A 14,467-nucleotide genomic window follows, 5' to 3' on the forward strand; every position below is an offset into this window, starting at 1 on the left:
CAGAACGGCGGAAAAGGGGTACCTGTCCCTCCCTGATGGCCACCCTCAGGAGTGGACTGTCGGAGAGCCGTGTTGACGCTCTCCCTGGTGTCGGTCCAGGCCCCGTTTGCCGACTCAGGCGTAGTGGGTGAGGGCGAGGAGGACGAAGATGTCGGTGAGGACGGGGATGGTGTAGCGCAGGGGGCGGGGGGCTGCCTGGTCGGAGACGGAGGTGTAGCCGCCGTCAGGGTTTTGCCGGCTGAGCAGGTGGTGCAGGCCCGCCTGAACGGTGGGGTGGGTGCGGTGGGTGGGGGCAAGCGCGGTGAGGGTGTAGGCGGTGCTCATCGGGTCGCTGGCCTCGCCGGGGGTCCGGCCCCAGCCGCCGTCCGGGTTGGGGGTGACGAGCAGGCGCTGGTGGATGGAGTCGATGGCCGGCGCAAGGCGCCCACGATGGCCTGCGGGATTGTGCTGGTGGGCGAGGGTGAGGGCGTTCAGGGCGCGGAGCATGGCGTTGGCTTCGCTCAGGCTCCAGCTGCGTTCGAACGTGCCGTCGGGTTTCTGCGTGTCGAGGAGGTAGCGGGTTGCGCGTTCCAGCAGGTGGGCGTGGGCGAAGTGGTAGGGCTGCAGGGCGGTGATGGTGTTGGCGGTCATGGTCGGCTCGGAGGGCTGGCCAGGCCGGTAGGTGGGTACCCCGCCGTCCTCACCCAGGTGCCTGGTCAGGTTCTGCCGGGCGGCGTGAAGAGGGGCCCGGTATCGCTCGGGATCGAGGGTGTGCAGGAAGGCCAGGACGTGGGCGGTGCTGTCGGTGTCGGTCTGGACGACGTCCTGGGCGTAGGCGAAGCCGCCATTGCCGGCCTGCTGGGCTGTCAGGTAGTCGCCCATCGCGTACAGCACGTGCCGGTCGGCGCCGGCGCGGACCAGGGCGAGGCCGGCGGTGGCGGTGGAGAAGGTCTCCTCGCTGGTGATGAAGGGCATGCCGCCGTCGTCGCGGACGGCTCTGGCCAGCGCGGTGATGCCGTCGTCGATGACCCGGTGGCCGGGCGCCATCCGCTGCAGCGACAGCAGCGCGAACAGGTGCGCGAACACGTTTCCTTCGATGATCCCGCGGGCCTGGCCGCGTTCGGTCATCTTCAGCAGACGGGTGGTGAGTTCCGGGGCGACGGGGTCGGGTACGTGCAGGTGGTGGAGGGCGATCTGCCGCAGGCGGGTCCAGGTGGCCTCGTTGTGGTGCTCGAACGCGTGGGAGGGGGCGTCGACGTGGAAGGGTTCGGGTCCCACGACGGCGAGGATCGCCTCCAGGGCGAGCTTCTTTCGGTCGGAGGAGTGCTGGGCGGCGCCGGCAAAGGTCTCCTCGATCAGCCGATGCCGGTCCGCCGGCGCGATGCCGTGCAGGGTGGCGTCGATGACCGACGTGTCGAAGGCGTCGGCGGCCGTGCGGCTGCGCGACAGGTAGGTGTGCAGCCGGCTCTGCACCCCGGGCAGGGTCTTCGCCCGACGCAGCAGGGTCAGCATCAGGGCCGACTCGGTGACCCGGCTGCGGCATTCGCCCGTGACGGCTCCCTGTCCGCCCACCTGGTCCAGCAGCCGCTCGGTCAGCCGCCGGACCACACTGGCCACCGACGTCGCCGGCACTGTGGGGCGAGTCGACGGCAGATCGCGGGCCGGGCGCGGCGGGGGCACGGGCAGGGCGGCTTGGTCGCGCAGGTGAGTGAGCAGGCTGGTGCGGTCACACACGGGCCAGGAGCGGTGGCGGGCCAGCAGCCTGAGCGCGGGCGTCGGCTCGAAGACCACTGGTCGGCCGACCTGGCTCAGCGACGATACGTCCCCCAGCGAGTTGCCCACCGCCAGTGAAGCCGGCCAGTCGATGCGCTCCTCGCCCACCAGATCCTGAGCGGCCGCGTCCTTCCCGCCGCAGACCGTGGCGGCCACGCGTCCGGTGTACAGCCCGTCAGCCGTCTCGAACCGGGTGCCGCGGAAGAGGGGCACGCCCAGCTCACCGGCAAGATGGGCCACCATCTCCTGCGGGCCGCCCGAGATCAGCACCGGCACACAGCCGGTCTCCTTCAACGCCGTGATCAGCGGCCTGGTGAAGTCGAACAGCCGCTCGCGTTGCCGCTGCCACAGATCGGCCATCGCCGTCGACACCGCCCCGCACGGCACATCGGTCAGCATCGCGGCGAACAACTCATGCAACCGCGCCGCCGCCTGCACATCCTCCGCATCCGAATCCGTCTGCGCACGGCGCAGCCGCGCCAGCCGGTCCCGGGGAACGAGCCCGGCCTCGGCCAGCATTCCCGGCAGTGGGCCGGCCAGCGTGCCGGCGATCAAAGTCCCGTCCACATCCAGCACCGCGATACGCATGCCCCGAGCCTCGCGGGTCCGCCACCGCATCAACGCCGATTCCCCGGCCTGTCACCCGATGGAAGACAGCGCCGTCCGCGCTGCCCCAGAGCAGCGGCCGCTCCCAAATCGGACACCTGCCCGCACGCGTACTCCACCACCTGGGCGGTAAGCGGCGGCGAGTGGCCATGAACGGATCCTCTGGCTACGGCCACGAGGCCGCCGCCGCTTCTAGTTCGCACGACGGAGACCAGACCTGCTTCGACCGCTGCTTTCACGAGGGGCGAGGACCACTCCTGAGCGGTGATCTCGGTGCCTTCGACCGCATCCACGTAGCCGAGAGTGGCATGGACACCGACCGTACCAATGCGCAAGGCCAGGTAGTCGTTGACCGTAACGCCCAGTAAATACCGGCCAGCCAGCTCACCCCATAGGGTTCGGGTTCGGCTACCCAGGCCCCCAGCGAGCGAGCGAGCTCTGCGATTGCGGTCCAGCCGCAGTCGACTCTGCGGGCTGTCCGGCTGACGACCGCTTGGTTCCAAGGCTGGCCGATCGACCCGATGCACCGGACGGCGGACAACCGCATGGGCTGTGCCAGGTCCTCGGCCCGCAGCTGGACCCTTTCATCAAGTGGCCCCTATCGGGTGAGTGCTGGCGAGTGCTGCGTCAGCACACCGACGGAGGGAGCGACCATACGGGCAATGGGTTCTTCCGAGGGAAAGGGTCTCCGTGCGCCGTGCATTGATCATTGTTGATGTGCAGAAGGACTTCTGCGAGGGCGGCAGCATTCCGGTGAAGGGCGGCGCGGGCAGGGCCGTGGCCATCGCCGACCTGGTGCGGCGCGCCGATGGAAGGTACGCGCACGTCGTCGCCACCCGTGACCACCACATCGACCCGGGGGCCCACTTCTCCGAGCACCCGGACTTCCAGAGCTCTTTTCCCGAGCACTGCGTCGTCGGCAGCGAGGGAGGCGAGTTCCATCCGGACTTCGCGCCCGCCGTCACCTCTGGCGGCGTGGACGAGCTGTTCTACAAGGGGGCGTACTCCGCCTCGAAGAGCGGTTTCGAGGGCTCGGCCCAGGACGGCACGTCGCTGGCCGACTGGCTGCGTGCCCGCCACATCAGTGACCTTGATGTCGTCGGCATTGCTACCGACCACTGTGTGAAGGCCACCGCGCTCGACGGGGTGCGAGCGGGCTTCGCCGTCCGGGTCCTGCTCGACTACACCGCCGGCGTTGCCGCCGACACCACCAGCACCGCGATCAATGAGCTACGCCAAGCCGGTGTGGTGCTGAGCGGCAAGCCAGTCGTCCTCGCCTGAGAACCACGGCCGCCTTCGCCGCGGGGCCTGCCCGCAACAGGCGCACCGGTCCGCATAACGGTCCTGGCGTGGCTGCTGGTAGGCCCGTTGATCAACATCACCCCGGCGCGGGCGCCGCCGGCCAAGCCGAACAGAGCTGCCTGCATGGCTGGGCACCGCAGGCCCTCTTCGGTGGCAAGGGCGAGTTGGAGGGGAAGGGCGCGGCGCCCGGACGCTTCCGGGGCCGGTGCTGAGCCGTCCCGTGTCCAGGTCGGCCGGGCCATTCGGGAGAACTGCCGTGAACGAGTTGGGGCAGCCTGGCCTGTCTCCGCAGAAGGGGGGATGGGCTGTTGGCCATGACGCTCGTTTGACGCTCCGGGCGCCTGCAGGCGGTACGGCGGGCCGCGAAATGGGCTCTGACCTGCACCTTTCCGGACTCTGCTGAAGCCGACATCTTTCCGATGACCTCGCACGTGGAGTGTGTGGCGATTCTCGAACCGGCTTCAAAGGCGCTCTGACGCGTAAATAGAACCTGTTCAGGGTGGGTGTGGGCAGGGCTGGGTGCCCGGTGGTCGCGATCGGCCGCCGGGTGTCCGGCCCTGTCGGTCAGGCTGTGTTCTCCCTCGGGTTGAGGGTGACGGTGTAGCCGAGCTGGTTGAGCTGGTTGATGGCCCGGCGGGTGGCGCGTTCGGGGTCGCGTTGGGTGAAGTAGGTGCCGCCGAGTTCGTGGTAGGGGACGTTGTCGGTGAGCATGTGCCAGATCGCGGTGATGATCGAGTGCTCGACGGCGACCAGGGCCCTGAGCGGGCCGCGGCGTGCGGTCAGCCGTTTGTAGCGGGCCTGCAGGTAGGTGTCCTTGGTTCTCACCGCGCCGAACGCCGCGAGGCCGAGGGCGCCTTTGAGATACGGATTGCCGGGCCGCACCTTGGTCGTCTTGGTGCGGCCGGCGGACTCGTGGTGGCCGGGGCAGACCCCGGCCCAGGAGGCGAGGTGACGGGCCGAGGCGAGCCGGCTCATGTCCCCGCTGGTCTCAGCGATGATCACTTCGGCGACCGCCCGGTTGATCCCGGGGATGGTGTCGAGCAGGTCCAGGGCGCCTCGAAAGGGGGCCATCGCCTCCTCGATCCGCTTGTCCAGTTGCCCGATCATGGCGGTGAGCTGGTCGTACTGATCCAGATGCAGGCGGGCCAGGAACGCGTGATGCTCACGGAAGCGCCCGGTCAGGGCCTCGGTCAGTTCGGGGATCTTGTTGCGGAGCCTGCGCTTGGCCGGCTCCGCGAGGAGTTGCGGATCATGTTCCCCGGCGATGAGGGCTTCGAGCATGGCCCGGCCGGAGACACCCATGATGTCGGAGGCGACCGCGGAGAGTTTGATGCCGGTGTCTTCCAGCAGCTTCTCCAGTCGCTGGACCACCCGGCCGCGTTCACGGGTGGCGGTGGTCCGGGCCCGGGTCAGGTCCCGTAGTTCACGGACCGGCTCGGGCGGCACGAAGGAGGGCCTCACCCGGGCCGTGGGCGCCGAGCTGGGCCAGCCAGGCCGCGTCCGAGACGTCCGTCTTGCGTCCGGGCAGGTTCTTCACCTGCCGCGCGTTGACCAGGATCACGTTCAAGTCCTCGGCCAGCAGGTAGTAGAAGGGCTTCCAGTAGTCCGAGGTCGCCTCGATGACCACCAGCGTCACCCGCGCGGCAAGCAGGTGATCCCGCAGGGCCAGGACCGCATTCGTCGTCGACCCCCGTGTCGTGGTCTCGCTCGTGAAGGATCCCCGCCGCTTGGGACTCGGGGTGCGGGCACACGCCTTGGCGTCCTTCTTGCTGATGTCGAGGCCGGCGCAGCGTTCGTGCAGCACGTCCACGGCCTTGCTCCCTCCCTCGCCGGACAGCCGGGTGCGCCGTTCCGGGAGGACCAGGGCGAATCAGGATTCTGACGCACGTGCTGCGCAGCAACACTCCACGGTTCCCGTGGGCGGTCCCCAGCACCACGCTGACCTGCGAGCTCACCGGCATCACAGAGGCATCGGTTTCGGCCGGAACGAACCAACTCAGCGTCCCGTACCCCATCAGCCCACGTCAGGGCAGACAGAAGCACCCCCGGCGCGCGCCACGGCATTTACCACGCCCCCGGCGCGCACCCAAGGTGCGCTGAGTCGCTGACCTGCTGTTTTCCTAGTTGCTCGGGCGGGGCTTGGGTGTGCTCAACCTGTTTTCCGAAGTGCGCAAGATGAACATGGCGCGCACTCATCGGCGTCGCTGACCTGTTGTTTTGCTGAGGTTCGCTTGTGCAGAACGGTCTGAGCTGCAACTCAAGGGCTGGCGCGGGTCTCACGGGTGATGAGGCGATGCGGATCCAGAGTTCTGACGCTCGGATGACGCTCGAATATCAGAAGTCTCAACCTCGCGGACCTCTCCGGCCCGGGTCGCGTGGACCGGGGCCGTCGGCACGGGGCGAGGACTCCGGTTCCGGGGGCCTGCCGCACCTTGCCGGCGACGGGGCGTGCTGCTACCTCGTCGCACGCATGTTGGAACCGGGAGCGCGGCCCGACCGGGCCACAAAGGATGGCGCCGTGGTCCGCCGTCAGCTGTCCGCGTCGGCTGCGGTGAGGGAGGCGAGGGCGGCGTCGAGGCGTCGGGTGGCCTCCTCTGCGACCGGGCGCAGGGCATCCAGTTCGGTCAGTGCGACCATCGTGTTCGGGTTGAGGGCCTGTACGGCGGTGCGGTCTCCGTCTCGGCGGACGACGACGTTGCAGGGCAGCAGCAGGCCGATGGTGCGGTCGGTCTCCAGGGCGCGGTGGGCGAGGGGCGGATTGCAGGCGCCGAGGATGACGTAGTCCTCCATGTCGTGGTCGAGCTTGGCCTTGAGGGTGGCGGTGACGTCGATCTCGGTGAGGACGCCGAAGCCCTGCTCGGCGAGGGCCTTGCGGACGCGGCTGACTGTGGTGGCGAAGTCGGTGTCGAGGTGCACGGTGCGGTCGTAGCGCATGGCAGTGGTCCTGCTTTCGTGTCGGCTCGCGTGGCGTGGACCGGGTGTCCGGCCGTGTGCGAGGTACTCGTGAGGTGTTTCCCGGGGCTTTCCCTGCGCTCGAAAATACCCCCCGGGGTACTCGTGTTACGGTCGTAAGCATACCCCCTGGGGTAATTCTTCATTGGAAGGGAGTACCTCGTGTTCTTCGTCGACACGATCGAGGTGGCCGGGCTCGGCAACCGCAGTTACCTGGCGGGTGGCGAGCGGACGGCGGTGGCGGTCGACCCGCCCCGTGACGTGGATCAGGTGATCGCGGTGGCCGCCCGGCGCGGGGTGCGGATCTCGCACGTCGTCGAGACGCACGTCCACAACGACTACGTCACCGGCGGCCCGGAGCTGGCCCGGATCACGGGTGCGGCTTATCTCGTCCCTGCCGGGGCCAGGGTCTCCTTCGAGCGTGTACCAGTGCACGACGGCGACCGCGCGGAGATCGACTCGGACGCGGGCCTGACCCTGCGCGCCGTGGCGACCCCCGGTCACACCCCGCACCACACCTCCTATGCACTGGAGGAGAACGGCACGGCGGTCGCGGTGTTCACCGGCGGCTCGCTGCTGATCGGCACGGTGGGCCGTCCGGACCTGGTCGAACCGCGGCTGACGGAGCAGCTGGCCCGCGCCCAGCACGCCTCCGCGCACCGCCTGGCCACCGAGCTGCCCGACGACACGGCCGTGCTGCCCACGCACGGATTCGGCAGCTTCTGTTCGTCCTCCCAGGCGGAGGGCAGCGACACGACCATCGGCAAGGAGAAGGCGTCCAACGAAGCCCTCACCAGGGACATCGACACTTTCGTCGCCGACCTGCTGGCCGGCCTCGACGACATCCCCTCTTACTACACGCACATGGGCCCTGCCAATGCGGCCGGACCCGCGCCCGTCGATCTGACGCCGCCCGCCGTCGCCGACGCCGAGGAGATCGCAGCCCGGCTGGCGGCGGGGGAGTGGGTGGTGGACCTGCGCAACCGCATCGCGTTCGCCGCAGGGCATGTGTCCGGCTCGTTCAACTTCGAGGCCGAAGGCCGGCTCGCCACCTATCTCGCCTGGCTGATCCCGTGGGGCAAGCCGGTCACGCTGCTCGCCGAGTCACCCGAGCAACTCGCCACCGCCCAGCGCGAGCTGGTCCGCGTGGGCATCGACCGCCCCGCTGCCGCGGCCACCGGCGAACCCGGCGACTGGGTCCGGGAGGGGGAGGCCAAGGCTTCCTTCCCGCGCGCCACGTTCGCCGATCTCGCCGGCCGGCACCCGGCGGAGGGTGTCGTCGTCCTCGACGTCCGGCGCGGCTCGGAGCGGGCGGCGGGATACATCGAGGGCTCGGTCCACATCCCGGTCCACGCGCTGCACCGCCGCCTCGGGGAGGTTCCTGACGGTGAGGTGTGGGTGCACTGCGCGGGCGGCATGCGGGCTGCCGTCGCCGCCTCGCTGCTGGATGCCGCCGGTCGTGCCGTTGCCGCGGTGGACGACTCCTTCGACGCGGCCGAGAAGGCGGGACTCACCGTCCGGACCTCCTGACGGCATCGGACGCGCCGCAGACACCCCACCGATCTTCACCGACGACATGGAAACAGGAGCGGGACACCGACATGAGCAATCTCCGACGAGACCGGGGCGGTCCGGGTCGCGTGACCGTGCAGGAGGCGGCCGCGCGCACCGGCCACGGCGGCGCCGTCGACAGCGGCGGTGACGCCGTGCTGCTGGATGTGCGCGAGCCGTACGAGTGGCAGGCGGGGCATGCGCCGCGCGCCGCGCATCTGCCGTTGTCCGCGCCGGCCGCCGGGGCGGGGCTGCCCGCCGAGGCGCAGGCGCGGCCTCTGGTCGTGATCTGCCGCTCGGGCAACCGGTCCCGGCGGGCCGCGGAACTGCTGGTCGCCCGGGGCGCGCGGGCCGTGGACGTGATCGGGGGGATGGGGGACCGGGCGGGGGCGGGTCTGCCGGTGGTGGACGCACGCGGTGGGAACGGCACCGTCGCGTGAGCGCGGTCATACTCGCCCTGGCCGCCGGCGCGGTGATCGGCCTGGCGCTCGGCGCGCTCGGGGGCGGTGGCAGTGTGCTGGCCGTTCCCGCCCTGATCTACCTGCTCGGCTTCAGTCCGGTCGGGGCGACGACCGCGAGTCTGGTCATCGTCACGCTCACCTCGGTCACCGCGCTGGTCGCGCACGCCCGTGACGGCGGCGTCCGCTGGTGTACGGGACTGCTGTTCTCGGCAGCCGGGATCGGCCCGGCGATGCTGGGCGGTGCGCTCTCCACCCGTATCCCGGCGGCCGTACTGACGGCGGCCTTCGCCGTGGTCGCGGGAGTCGCCGCCCTGCGTATCCTGCGGTCCCGGCCGGCTGGGGACGGTGCCGTGACGGTGCGGCCGGGTCGGGTGGCGGTCGCCGGTGGCGGGCTCGGCGCGGTCACCGGTGTGCTCGGTGTCGGCGGTGGCTTCCTCGCCGTACCGGCGCTGGTGAGCGTGCTGGGCCTGCGGATGCGGAACGCGGTGGGTACCAGCCTGCTGGTCATCACCGTCAACTCGCTGGCCGCGCTGGCGACGCGCGCCGGCACGGTCGAGAGGCTGGACTGGGCGGTCGTCGGGCCGTTCGTCGGGGCCGCGATCCTCGGTGCGTGGGACGGGAAGCGGCTGGCCGCGAAGATCTCGGGACACTCGCTGCAGCGGATCTTCGCGCTGGTGCTGCTGGCGGTGGCGGCCTTCATGCTGATCGACGCGGCGCTGTGACGGCCGCCGTGGCGAGAGTCCTCACGCCAGCGACAGGAACAGCTTCTCCAGGCGGGTGCGCATCTGCTGGGCGTCCTCGCCGTTCTTGCGGCCGGATTCGATGTCGGTCATGCACTGCTGCATGCCGGTCGCGATGATCGCGAAACCGGCCCGGTCGAGCGCGCGGGAGGCCGCGGCGAGCTGCGTGACGACGTCCTCGCAGTCACGCCCCTCCTCGATCATCCGGATCACACCGGAGATCTGACCCTGCGCACGGCGCAGCCGGTTCAGCACGGACTTCAGGTCCGCACCCTCAAGCTCCAGTTCCACGACCACTCCTCAAAAAAATATACCCCTAGGGGTACTGTACGTCCCGGTTCGGGACGGCGTCGACCATTAAGGATCACATCTGTCATGACCAACACCTCCGCCCCCGTCACCCTCGCCACCGAGCAGGCCCGCACCCGGCTGCACGAACTCACCGTCATCGACGTGCGCACGCCCGCCGAGTACGCCTCCGGCCACCTGCCCGGCGCCCTGAACATTCCGCTCGACCACGTCCGCCGCGCCCTGCCGGAGATACGGCACGCCGCCGGACGCGGTGACGTCCTGGTGGTGTGCGCCTCCGGAGCCCGTTCCGAGAACGCCTGCAAGCTGCTGGCCGAGCAGGGCATCACCACGGCCACGCTCGCGGGCGGCACCGGCGCCTGGGCCGCCGAGGGGCACGACCTGCACACACCGGCCGCCTGCGACACGCGGGCCGGCTGGAGCATGGAACGCCAGGTCCGCTTCACCGCCGGCAGCCTGGTCCTGCTCGGCCTCCTGCTCGGCCTGCTCGTGCACCCGGCCCTCCAGCTCCTCTCGGCCGGCGTCGCGGGCGGCCTGGTCTTCTCCGCCCTCACGAACACCTGCGGCATGGCGGTCGTGCTCGGCAAGCTGCCGCACAACCGCCCGCGCGCGGTCGATCTCGACGCCACGCTGGCCGCTCTGCGCAGCCGCTGAACCCGCGTTCCGGGGCGCCCGTGGAGACTCCATGGGCGGCCCCGGACGTCAGTTCGCTCCCGTCGAGCCCGCGGCGGCCTTCCGGCGCACGTCCTCCATGTCGACGGCCCGGATCCTGCCGATGAAGTCTTCCAGGGACTGCGGCGGCAGCGCGCCCGGTTGTGAGTACAGGACGGTCCGGTCGCGGACGGCCATGAGTGTGGGGATGGAGGAGATCTGGAAGGCGCCCGCCAGTTCGGGCTGTGCCTCGGTGTCGACCTTGCCGAAGACGATGTCCGGGTGGCGCGCGGCCGCCTTCTCGTAGACGGGGCCGAACATCCGGCACGGTCCGCACCAGGCCGCCCAGAAGTCGATCAGCACGATCTCCGAACCGGTGACGGTTTCCTCGAAGTTGTCCTTGGTCAATTCCACGGTGGGCATGGCTTCCGGTCTCCTCTCGCATACCCGGCGGGGTATTCGGGTACACGGTTCAACCGGTGCCGGTCCGGATTTGTTCCAGGCATACGGGTGGCAGCGGGAACCAGCGCATGCGCTCGAAGTCGGTCGGCAGCCCGGTGGGGCCGTCGTCGAGACGGCCGGAACGAGCGGCGAACGCCTCGCGGGCGCGGTCGAGTTGACCTGCCAGGGCCTCCTCGCCCAGCCGACGATGACGGGGTGCCGGGGCGCTGAGCCGACCGTCCGCCGCGTAGTGCACGTCGGCCAGGCGCAGCGGCGGATCGCCGGCACCGGCCTGGTGGCGCCACTGCCCGGTGTGCGGGTCGAAGCGGTAGTCGGGCAAGAGCCGGTGGCCGTGCGTGGCGATCAGGTCGACGGTGTCGATGAGGTAGTCGCGGACGGTGTCGCTGATGAAGTAGTTGAAGTTGATGCGGGTCCAGCCAGGTTTGATGCCGTCGCAGCCGTGGACGACCTCGTCGAGCAAGGCGTGGGAGGTGGCCGTGTCGATGGCGAGCAGGCGGTGGCCGTAGGGGCCCGCGCAGGAGCAGCCGCCGCGGGCCTGGACGCCGAACAGGTCGTTGAGCAGGGCGACGACGAAGTTGTGGTGCAGGTTGGCATGGTCGCCGTGGCGGATGCGGAACGAGATGATGGACAGGCGGCGGGCGTGGTGGTTACCGAGGATCTCGATCCGCGGGTTGGTGTCCCAGCGCGCGAGGGCGTGCCGCCAGTGGCGCTCCTCGGCTGCCTGGATGGAGTCGGTGCCGACGGCCTGCTTGAGGGCGAAGACCAGTCCCGCGCGGATGGATTCCACGATGGCCGGGGTGCCGCCCTCCTCGCGGGCGACCGGGTCGTCCAGGTAACGGTGGCGGAGCGGGTCGACGAAAGCGACGGTTCCGCCGCCGGGCGCGGTGGGCACCTTGTTGCGGACCAGTTCACTGCGGACGACGAGGACACCCGGGGTCTGCGGGCCGCCGACGAACTTGTGCGGGGACAGGAACAGCGCGTCCTTGTGGTCCCTGGCGCCCGGAGCGCTCTCCGCCATCCGGAGCGGAATGTACGGTGCCGCGGCCGCGTAGTCCCAGAACGACAGGGCGCCGTACGCGTGCAGCAGTCCAGTGATGCGGTCGGTGTCGGTGAGGATGCCGGTGACGTTGGAGGCGGCGGAGAAGCTGCCGATGCGCAGCGGCCGGTCGGCGTACCGCCGCAAGGCTGTTTCGAGCCCGGCGAGATCGATGTGGCCGTCAGGGTCGTCGTCGATGACCACGACGTCGGCGATCGACTCACGCCAGGGCAGTTCGTTGGAGTGGTGCTCGTACGGCCCGACGAAGACCACCGGGCGCTCGGCCTCGGGCGGCTTCTCCGGGCGGCGCAGCTCCAGGATGCCGACCAGCTTGTTGACTGCCGCGGTGGAGCCCGAACCACAGAAGATCACGAGGTCGTCGTCGGTGCCGCCGACCGCGTCGCGGATGATCCGGCGGGCGTCCTCGCGCAGTCGGGTCGTCTGCAAACCGGTGCTGGAGCTCTCCGTGTGCGTGTTGCCGTAGCGGGGCAGCACCTGCTCGCGGACGAAGTCCTCGATGAAGTCCAGCGAGCGGCCGGAGGCGGTGTAGTCCGCGTAGACGATCCGCTTCGGGCCGTACGGGCCGTCCAGCACCTCGTCGTCCCCGATGAGCCCGCCCCGGATGCGCTCCAGCAGGGCCGACGCGGTCGGCGCCGGAGACGTGCTCATGGCTCCAGCTCGATCTCGATCTCGGGCGGCTGATGGAGGGTGTTGTGCACCGTGCAGTGCGAGGCCACGGCAAGCAGGGCCGCCCGGCGCTGCTCGGGCAGCCCCGGCGGCGGGATGACCACGACGCGCAGGGAGGCGACCCGGGCGGGGCGGTCGGTGGCCATGGTGAATTCCGTACGGACGCGCAGTCCTGTCCGGCTGAGGCCGTGCCGGTGGAGATAGCGGCCCGCGTAGAAGGCGACGCAAGTGGCCAGGGACGCGGCGAACAGCTCGGTGGGGGTGGGCGCGGTGTCCGTACCGCCGGCCTCGATGGGCTGGTCGACCTGGAGACGGTGCCCGCGGATGTCCACGGTGTAGGCATCCCGCTCGACGTGGGCGACCTGGAAACTGTGCACGTCCATGGACTGCGGCCGGTTCGTGCTCAGGGTGTGTGGTGTGCTGCCGGTCATGGCGGGGCCCTTCTCGCCGGTGTCGACTGCTGACGGATTCCAGTCGACCGCGCACCGTGCGACGAATCGAGAGGCCGACGGGGTGCGCCGGGGGCCGTTCGGCCCTCGTGGGAGCTGGCGTAGCGATATACCCTGCCAGGTATTTTACCAGGGGGTTCGCGGCGGGCGAGGGGGCCGCAGGGGTCGATGGAGTGGGTCGAAGACATATCCGGGTGGGTACTCGAATGGGGACCTGCGGCCCATGCCCCGCCCTCATCTCCCGCACGACAGTGGGGACATGGGCAAACACATCGTGATTCTCGGCGGTGGAACCGCCGGCACCATGACGGCCAACCGCCTGCGCCGCACGTACGACGAGGGCGAGTACCGGATCACGGTCGTCGATCAGGACGACGACCACCTCTACCAGCCGGGGTTGCTGTTCGTGCCGTTCGGGCTGGCCCAGCCGCACCACCTCGTCCGGTCCCGTCCGCGGCAGCTGAACGCCGACATCGACTACAAGATGGCGCGGATCGAGCGGGTCGACCTGGATGCGCGGACGGTGCATCTCGGCGGCGGCATCCGGCTGGGCTACGACGTCCTTGTCGTCGCCACCGGCGCGACGCTGCTGCCGGAGGAGACCGAGGGGCTGACCGGTCCCGGCTGGGGCGAGAGCGTCTTCACCTTCTACGACCTGCCCGGCGCCGTCGGCCTGCACCATGCCCTTGAGCGCTTCGACGGCGGCCGTGTCGCGATCGACGTGGCGGACCTGCCGGTCAAGTGCCCCGTGGCGCCACTTGAGTTCGCCTTCCTCGCCGACTGGTACTTCCAGCGGTGCGGTATCCGCGACAAGGTCCAACTGACCTACGCCACCCCGCTGGACGGTGCCTTCACCAAGCCGGTCGCGGCCAACGCGCTGGCCGGACTGCTGGCGGACAAGGGTATCGACCTGGTCACCGAGTTCACGCTCGGAGAGGTCGACGGCGAAGGCGGCCGACTGGTGTCGTACGACGAACGCGAGGTGCCCTTCGACCTTGCCGTGGTCGTGCCGCTGCACGGAGGCGCCGAGTACGTCGGGCGCTCCCCGGGCCTCGGTGACGAGCTGGGCTTCGTCCCCGTCGACCCCCACACCCTTCAACACCCGGATTTCTCCGAGGTGTTCGCGATCGGTGACGCGGCGGGCCTGCCCGCTTCCAAGGCCGGTTCGGTGGCCCACTTCGAGGGCGAGGTGCTGGTGCACAACATCGGCCGCTTCCTCGCCGGGCAGCCGCTGGACGCCTCTTTCGACGGGCATGCCAACTGTTTCGTCGAGACGGGCTTCCACAAGGCGCTGCTCATCGACTTCAACTACGAGACCGAGCCGCTGCCCGGCCACTTCCCGGGCCCCGTCGGCCTGCCGCTGCTGAAGGAGTCGCACGCCAGCCACCTCGGCAAGCTCGCCTTCGAGTGGCTGTACTGGCACAGCCTGCTGGCGGGCCGGGAGATGCCCGGTATCGGCTCGGCGATGCCCGAGCGTGGCAAGCGACACGTCCACACCTGAACGAAGGA

The 14,467-nt window shown here is 70.1% G+C and carries 12 protein-coding genes and 1 pseudogene; 6 read left to right on the top strand and 7 right to left on the bottom strand.

Annotated features, from left to right (window positions below):
* Positions 1-114: 114 nt before the first annotated feature.
* The gene (locus tag OG202_RS36215) at positions 115-2,340 is read right to left on the bottom strand and encodes a haloacid dehalogenase-like hydrolase (protein ID WP_328224169.1); all 2,226 of its coding nucleotides are present in this window, start codon (positions 2,338-2,340) and stop codon (positions 115-117) included.
* 708 nt (positions 2,341-3,048) lie between these two features.
* On the opposite strand from OG202_RS36215, the gene OG202_RS36220 reads away from it, so the two are divergent.
* Positions 3,049-3,639, top strand: a complete 591-nt coding sequence (locus OG202_RS36220; protein WP_327727504.1) for an isochorismatase family protein — start codon at positions 3,049-3,051, stop codon at positions 3,637-3,639.
* A gap of 585 nt (positions 3,640-4,224) precedes the next feature.
* Here OG202_RS36220 and OG202_RS36225 read toward each other — a convergent pair.
* Together OG202_RS36225 and OG202_RS36230 are read right to left on the bottom strand one after the other, a co-directional pair.
* Positions 4,225-5,470: pseudogene (locus OG202_RS36225) on the bottom strand (IS110 family transposase).
* A 719-nt stretch (positions 5,471-6,189) separates the two neighbouring features.
* Positions 6,190-6,594, bottom strand: coding sequence for a DUF302 domain-containing protein (locus OG202_RS36230; RefSeq protein WP_326576104.1), 405 nt, complete (start codon positions 6,592-6,594; stop codon positions 6,190-6,192).
* A 180-nt stretch (positions 6,595-6,774) separates the two neighbouring features.
* Between OG202_RS36230 and OG202_RS36235 the strand changes: the two genes are divergently transcribed.
* From OG202_RS36235 to OG202_RS36245, 3 genes are all read left to right on the top strand, one after another.
* Positions 6,775-8,142 (top strand): MBL fold metallo-hydrolase, encoded by a 1,368-nt coding sequence (locus OG202_RS36235; protein WP_327727503.1) that lies wholly within the window; start codon positions 6,775-6,777, stop codon positions 8,140-8,142.
* A 71-nt stretch (positions 8,143-8,213) separates the two neighbouring features.
* Positions 8,214-8,603 carry a rhodanese-like domain-containing protein gene (locus tag OG202_RS36240; RefSeq protein WP_327727502.1) on the top strand — a complete coding sequence of 130 codons (390 nt, stop codon included), beginning with the start codon at positions 8,214-8,216 and terminating at the stop codon, positions 8,601-8,603.
* A complete protein-coding gene (locus tag OG202_RS36245) occupies positions 8,600-9,346 on the top strand; it encodes a sulfite exporter TauE/SafE family protein (protein WP_328224170.1) in 747 nt (248 codons plus the stop codon). The genes OG202_RS36240 and OG202_RS36245 overlap by 4 nt, the downstream gene beginning before the upstream one ends.
* Before the next feature lie 21 nt (positions 9,347-9,367).
* Here the strand turns inward: OG202_RS36245 and OG202_RS36250 are convergent, their stop codons facing one another.
* Positions 9,368-9,655: a metal-sensitive transcriptional regulator gene (locus tag OG202_RS36250; protein WP_266522632.1), complete on the bottom strand. Its 288-nt coding sequence runs from the start codon at positions 9,653-9,655 to the stop codon at positions 9,368-9,370.
* A gap of 84 nt (positions 9,656-9,739) precedes the next feature.
* Here OG202_RS36250 and OG202_RS36255 point away from each other — a divergent pair, with 84 nt between their 5' ends.
* The gene (locus OG202_RS36255) at positions 9,740-10,327 is read left to right on the top strand and encodes a rhodanese-like domain-containing protein (RefSeq protein WP_327727500.1); all 588 of its coding nucleotides are present in this window, start codon (positions 9,740-9,742) and stop codon (positions 10,325-10,327) included.
* Between the two features lie 48 nt (positions 10,328-10,375).
* On the opposite strand, the gene trxA is transcribed toward OG202_RS36255, so the two are convergent.
* From trxA to OG202_RS36270, 3 genes are read right to left on the bottom strand one after another with little or no spacing between them, the layout of a single operon-like run.
* Positions 10,376-10,747, bottom strand: a complete 372-nt coding sequence (gene trxA, locus OG202_RS36260) for a thioredoxin (RefSeq protein ID WP_327727499.1) — start codon at positions 10,745-10,747, stop codon at positions 10,376-10,378.
* Between the two features lie 49 nt (positions 10,748-10,796).
* A complete protein-coding gene (locus OG202_RS36265) occupies positions 10,797-12,491 on the bottom strand; it encodes an aminotransferase class V-fold PLP-dependent enzyme (protein WP_327727498.1) in 1,695 nt (564 codons plus the stop codon).
* Positions 12,488-12,940 (bottom strand): OsmC family protein, encoded by a 453-nt coding sequence (locus OG202_RS36270; RefSeq protein ID WP_327727497.1) that lies wholly within the window; start codon positions 12,938-12,940, stop codon positions 12,488-12,490. Before OG202_RS36270 ends, OG202_RS36265 begins: the two co-directional genes overlap by 4 nt.
* A gap of 277 nt (positions 12,941-13,217) precedes the next feature.
* Here OG202_RS36270 and sqr point away from each other — a divergent pair, with 277 nt between their 5' ends.
* Positions 13,218-14,459: a type III sulfide quinone reductase, selenoprotein subtype gene (sqr, locus tag OG202_RS36275; RefSeq protein WP_327727496.1), complete on the top strand. Its 1,242-nt coding sequence runs from the start codon at positions 13,218-13,220 to the stop codon at positions 14,457-14,459.
* The last annotated feature ends 8 nt before the right edge of the window (positions 14,460-14,467 follow it).

Source organism: Streptomyces sp. NBC_00310, from assembly GCF_036208085.1.
In the GTDB taxonomy this organism is placed as follows: domain Bacteria; phylum Actinomycetota; class Actinomycetes; order Streptomycetales; family Streptomycetaceae; genus Streptomyces.

Coding starts and splice junctions, on each gene's coding strand:
- OG202_RS36240 (WP_327727502.1), top strand. CDS start 8,214: ATGAGCAATCTCCGACGAGACCGGGGCGGTCCGGGTCGCGTGACCGTG.
- OG202_RS36270 (WP_327727497.1), bottom strand. CDS start 12,940: ATGACCGGCAGCACACCACACACCCTGAGCACGAACCGGCCGCAGTCC.
- sqr (WP_327727496.1), top strand. CDS start 13,218: ATGGGCAAACACATCGTGATTCTCGGCGGTGGAACCGCCGGCACCATG.
- trxA (WP_327727499.1), bottom strand. CDS start 10,747: ATGCCCACCGTGGAATTGACCAAGGACAACTTCGAGGAAACCGTCACC.
- OG202_RS36215 (WP_328224169.1), bottom strand. CDS start 2,340: ATGCGTATCGCGGTGCTGGATGTGGACGGGACTTTGATCGCCGGCACG.
- OG202_RS36265 (WP_327727498.1), bottom strand. CDS start 12,491: ATGAGCACGTCTCCGGCGCCGACCGCGTCGGCCCTGCTGGAGCGCATC.
- OG202_RS36255 (WP_327727500.1), top strand. CDS start 9,740: ATGACCAACACCTCCGCCCCCGTCACCCTCGCCACCGAGCAGGCCCGC.
- OG202_RS36230 (WP_326576104.1), bottom strand. CDS start 6,594: ATGCGCTACGACCGCACCGTGCACCTCGACACCGACTTCGCCACCACA.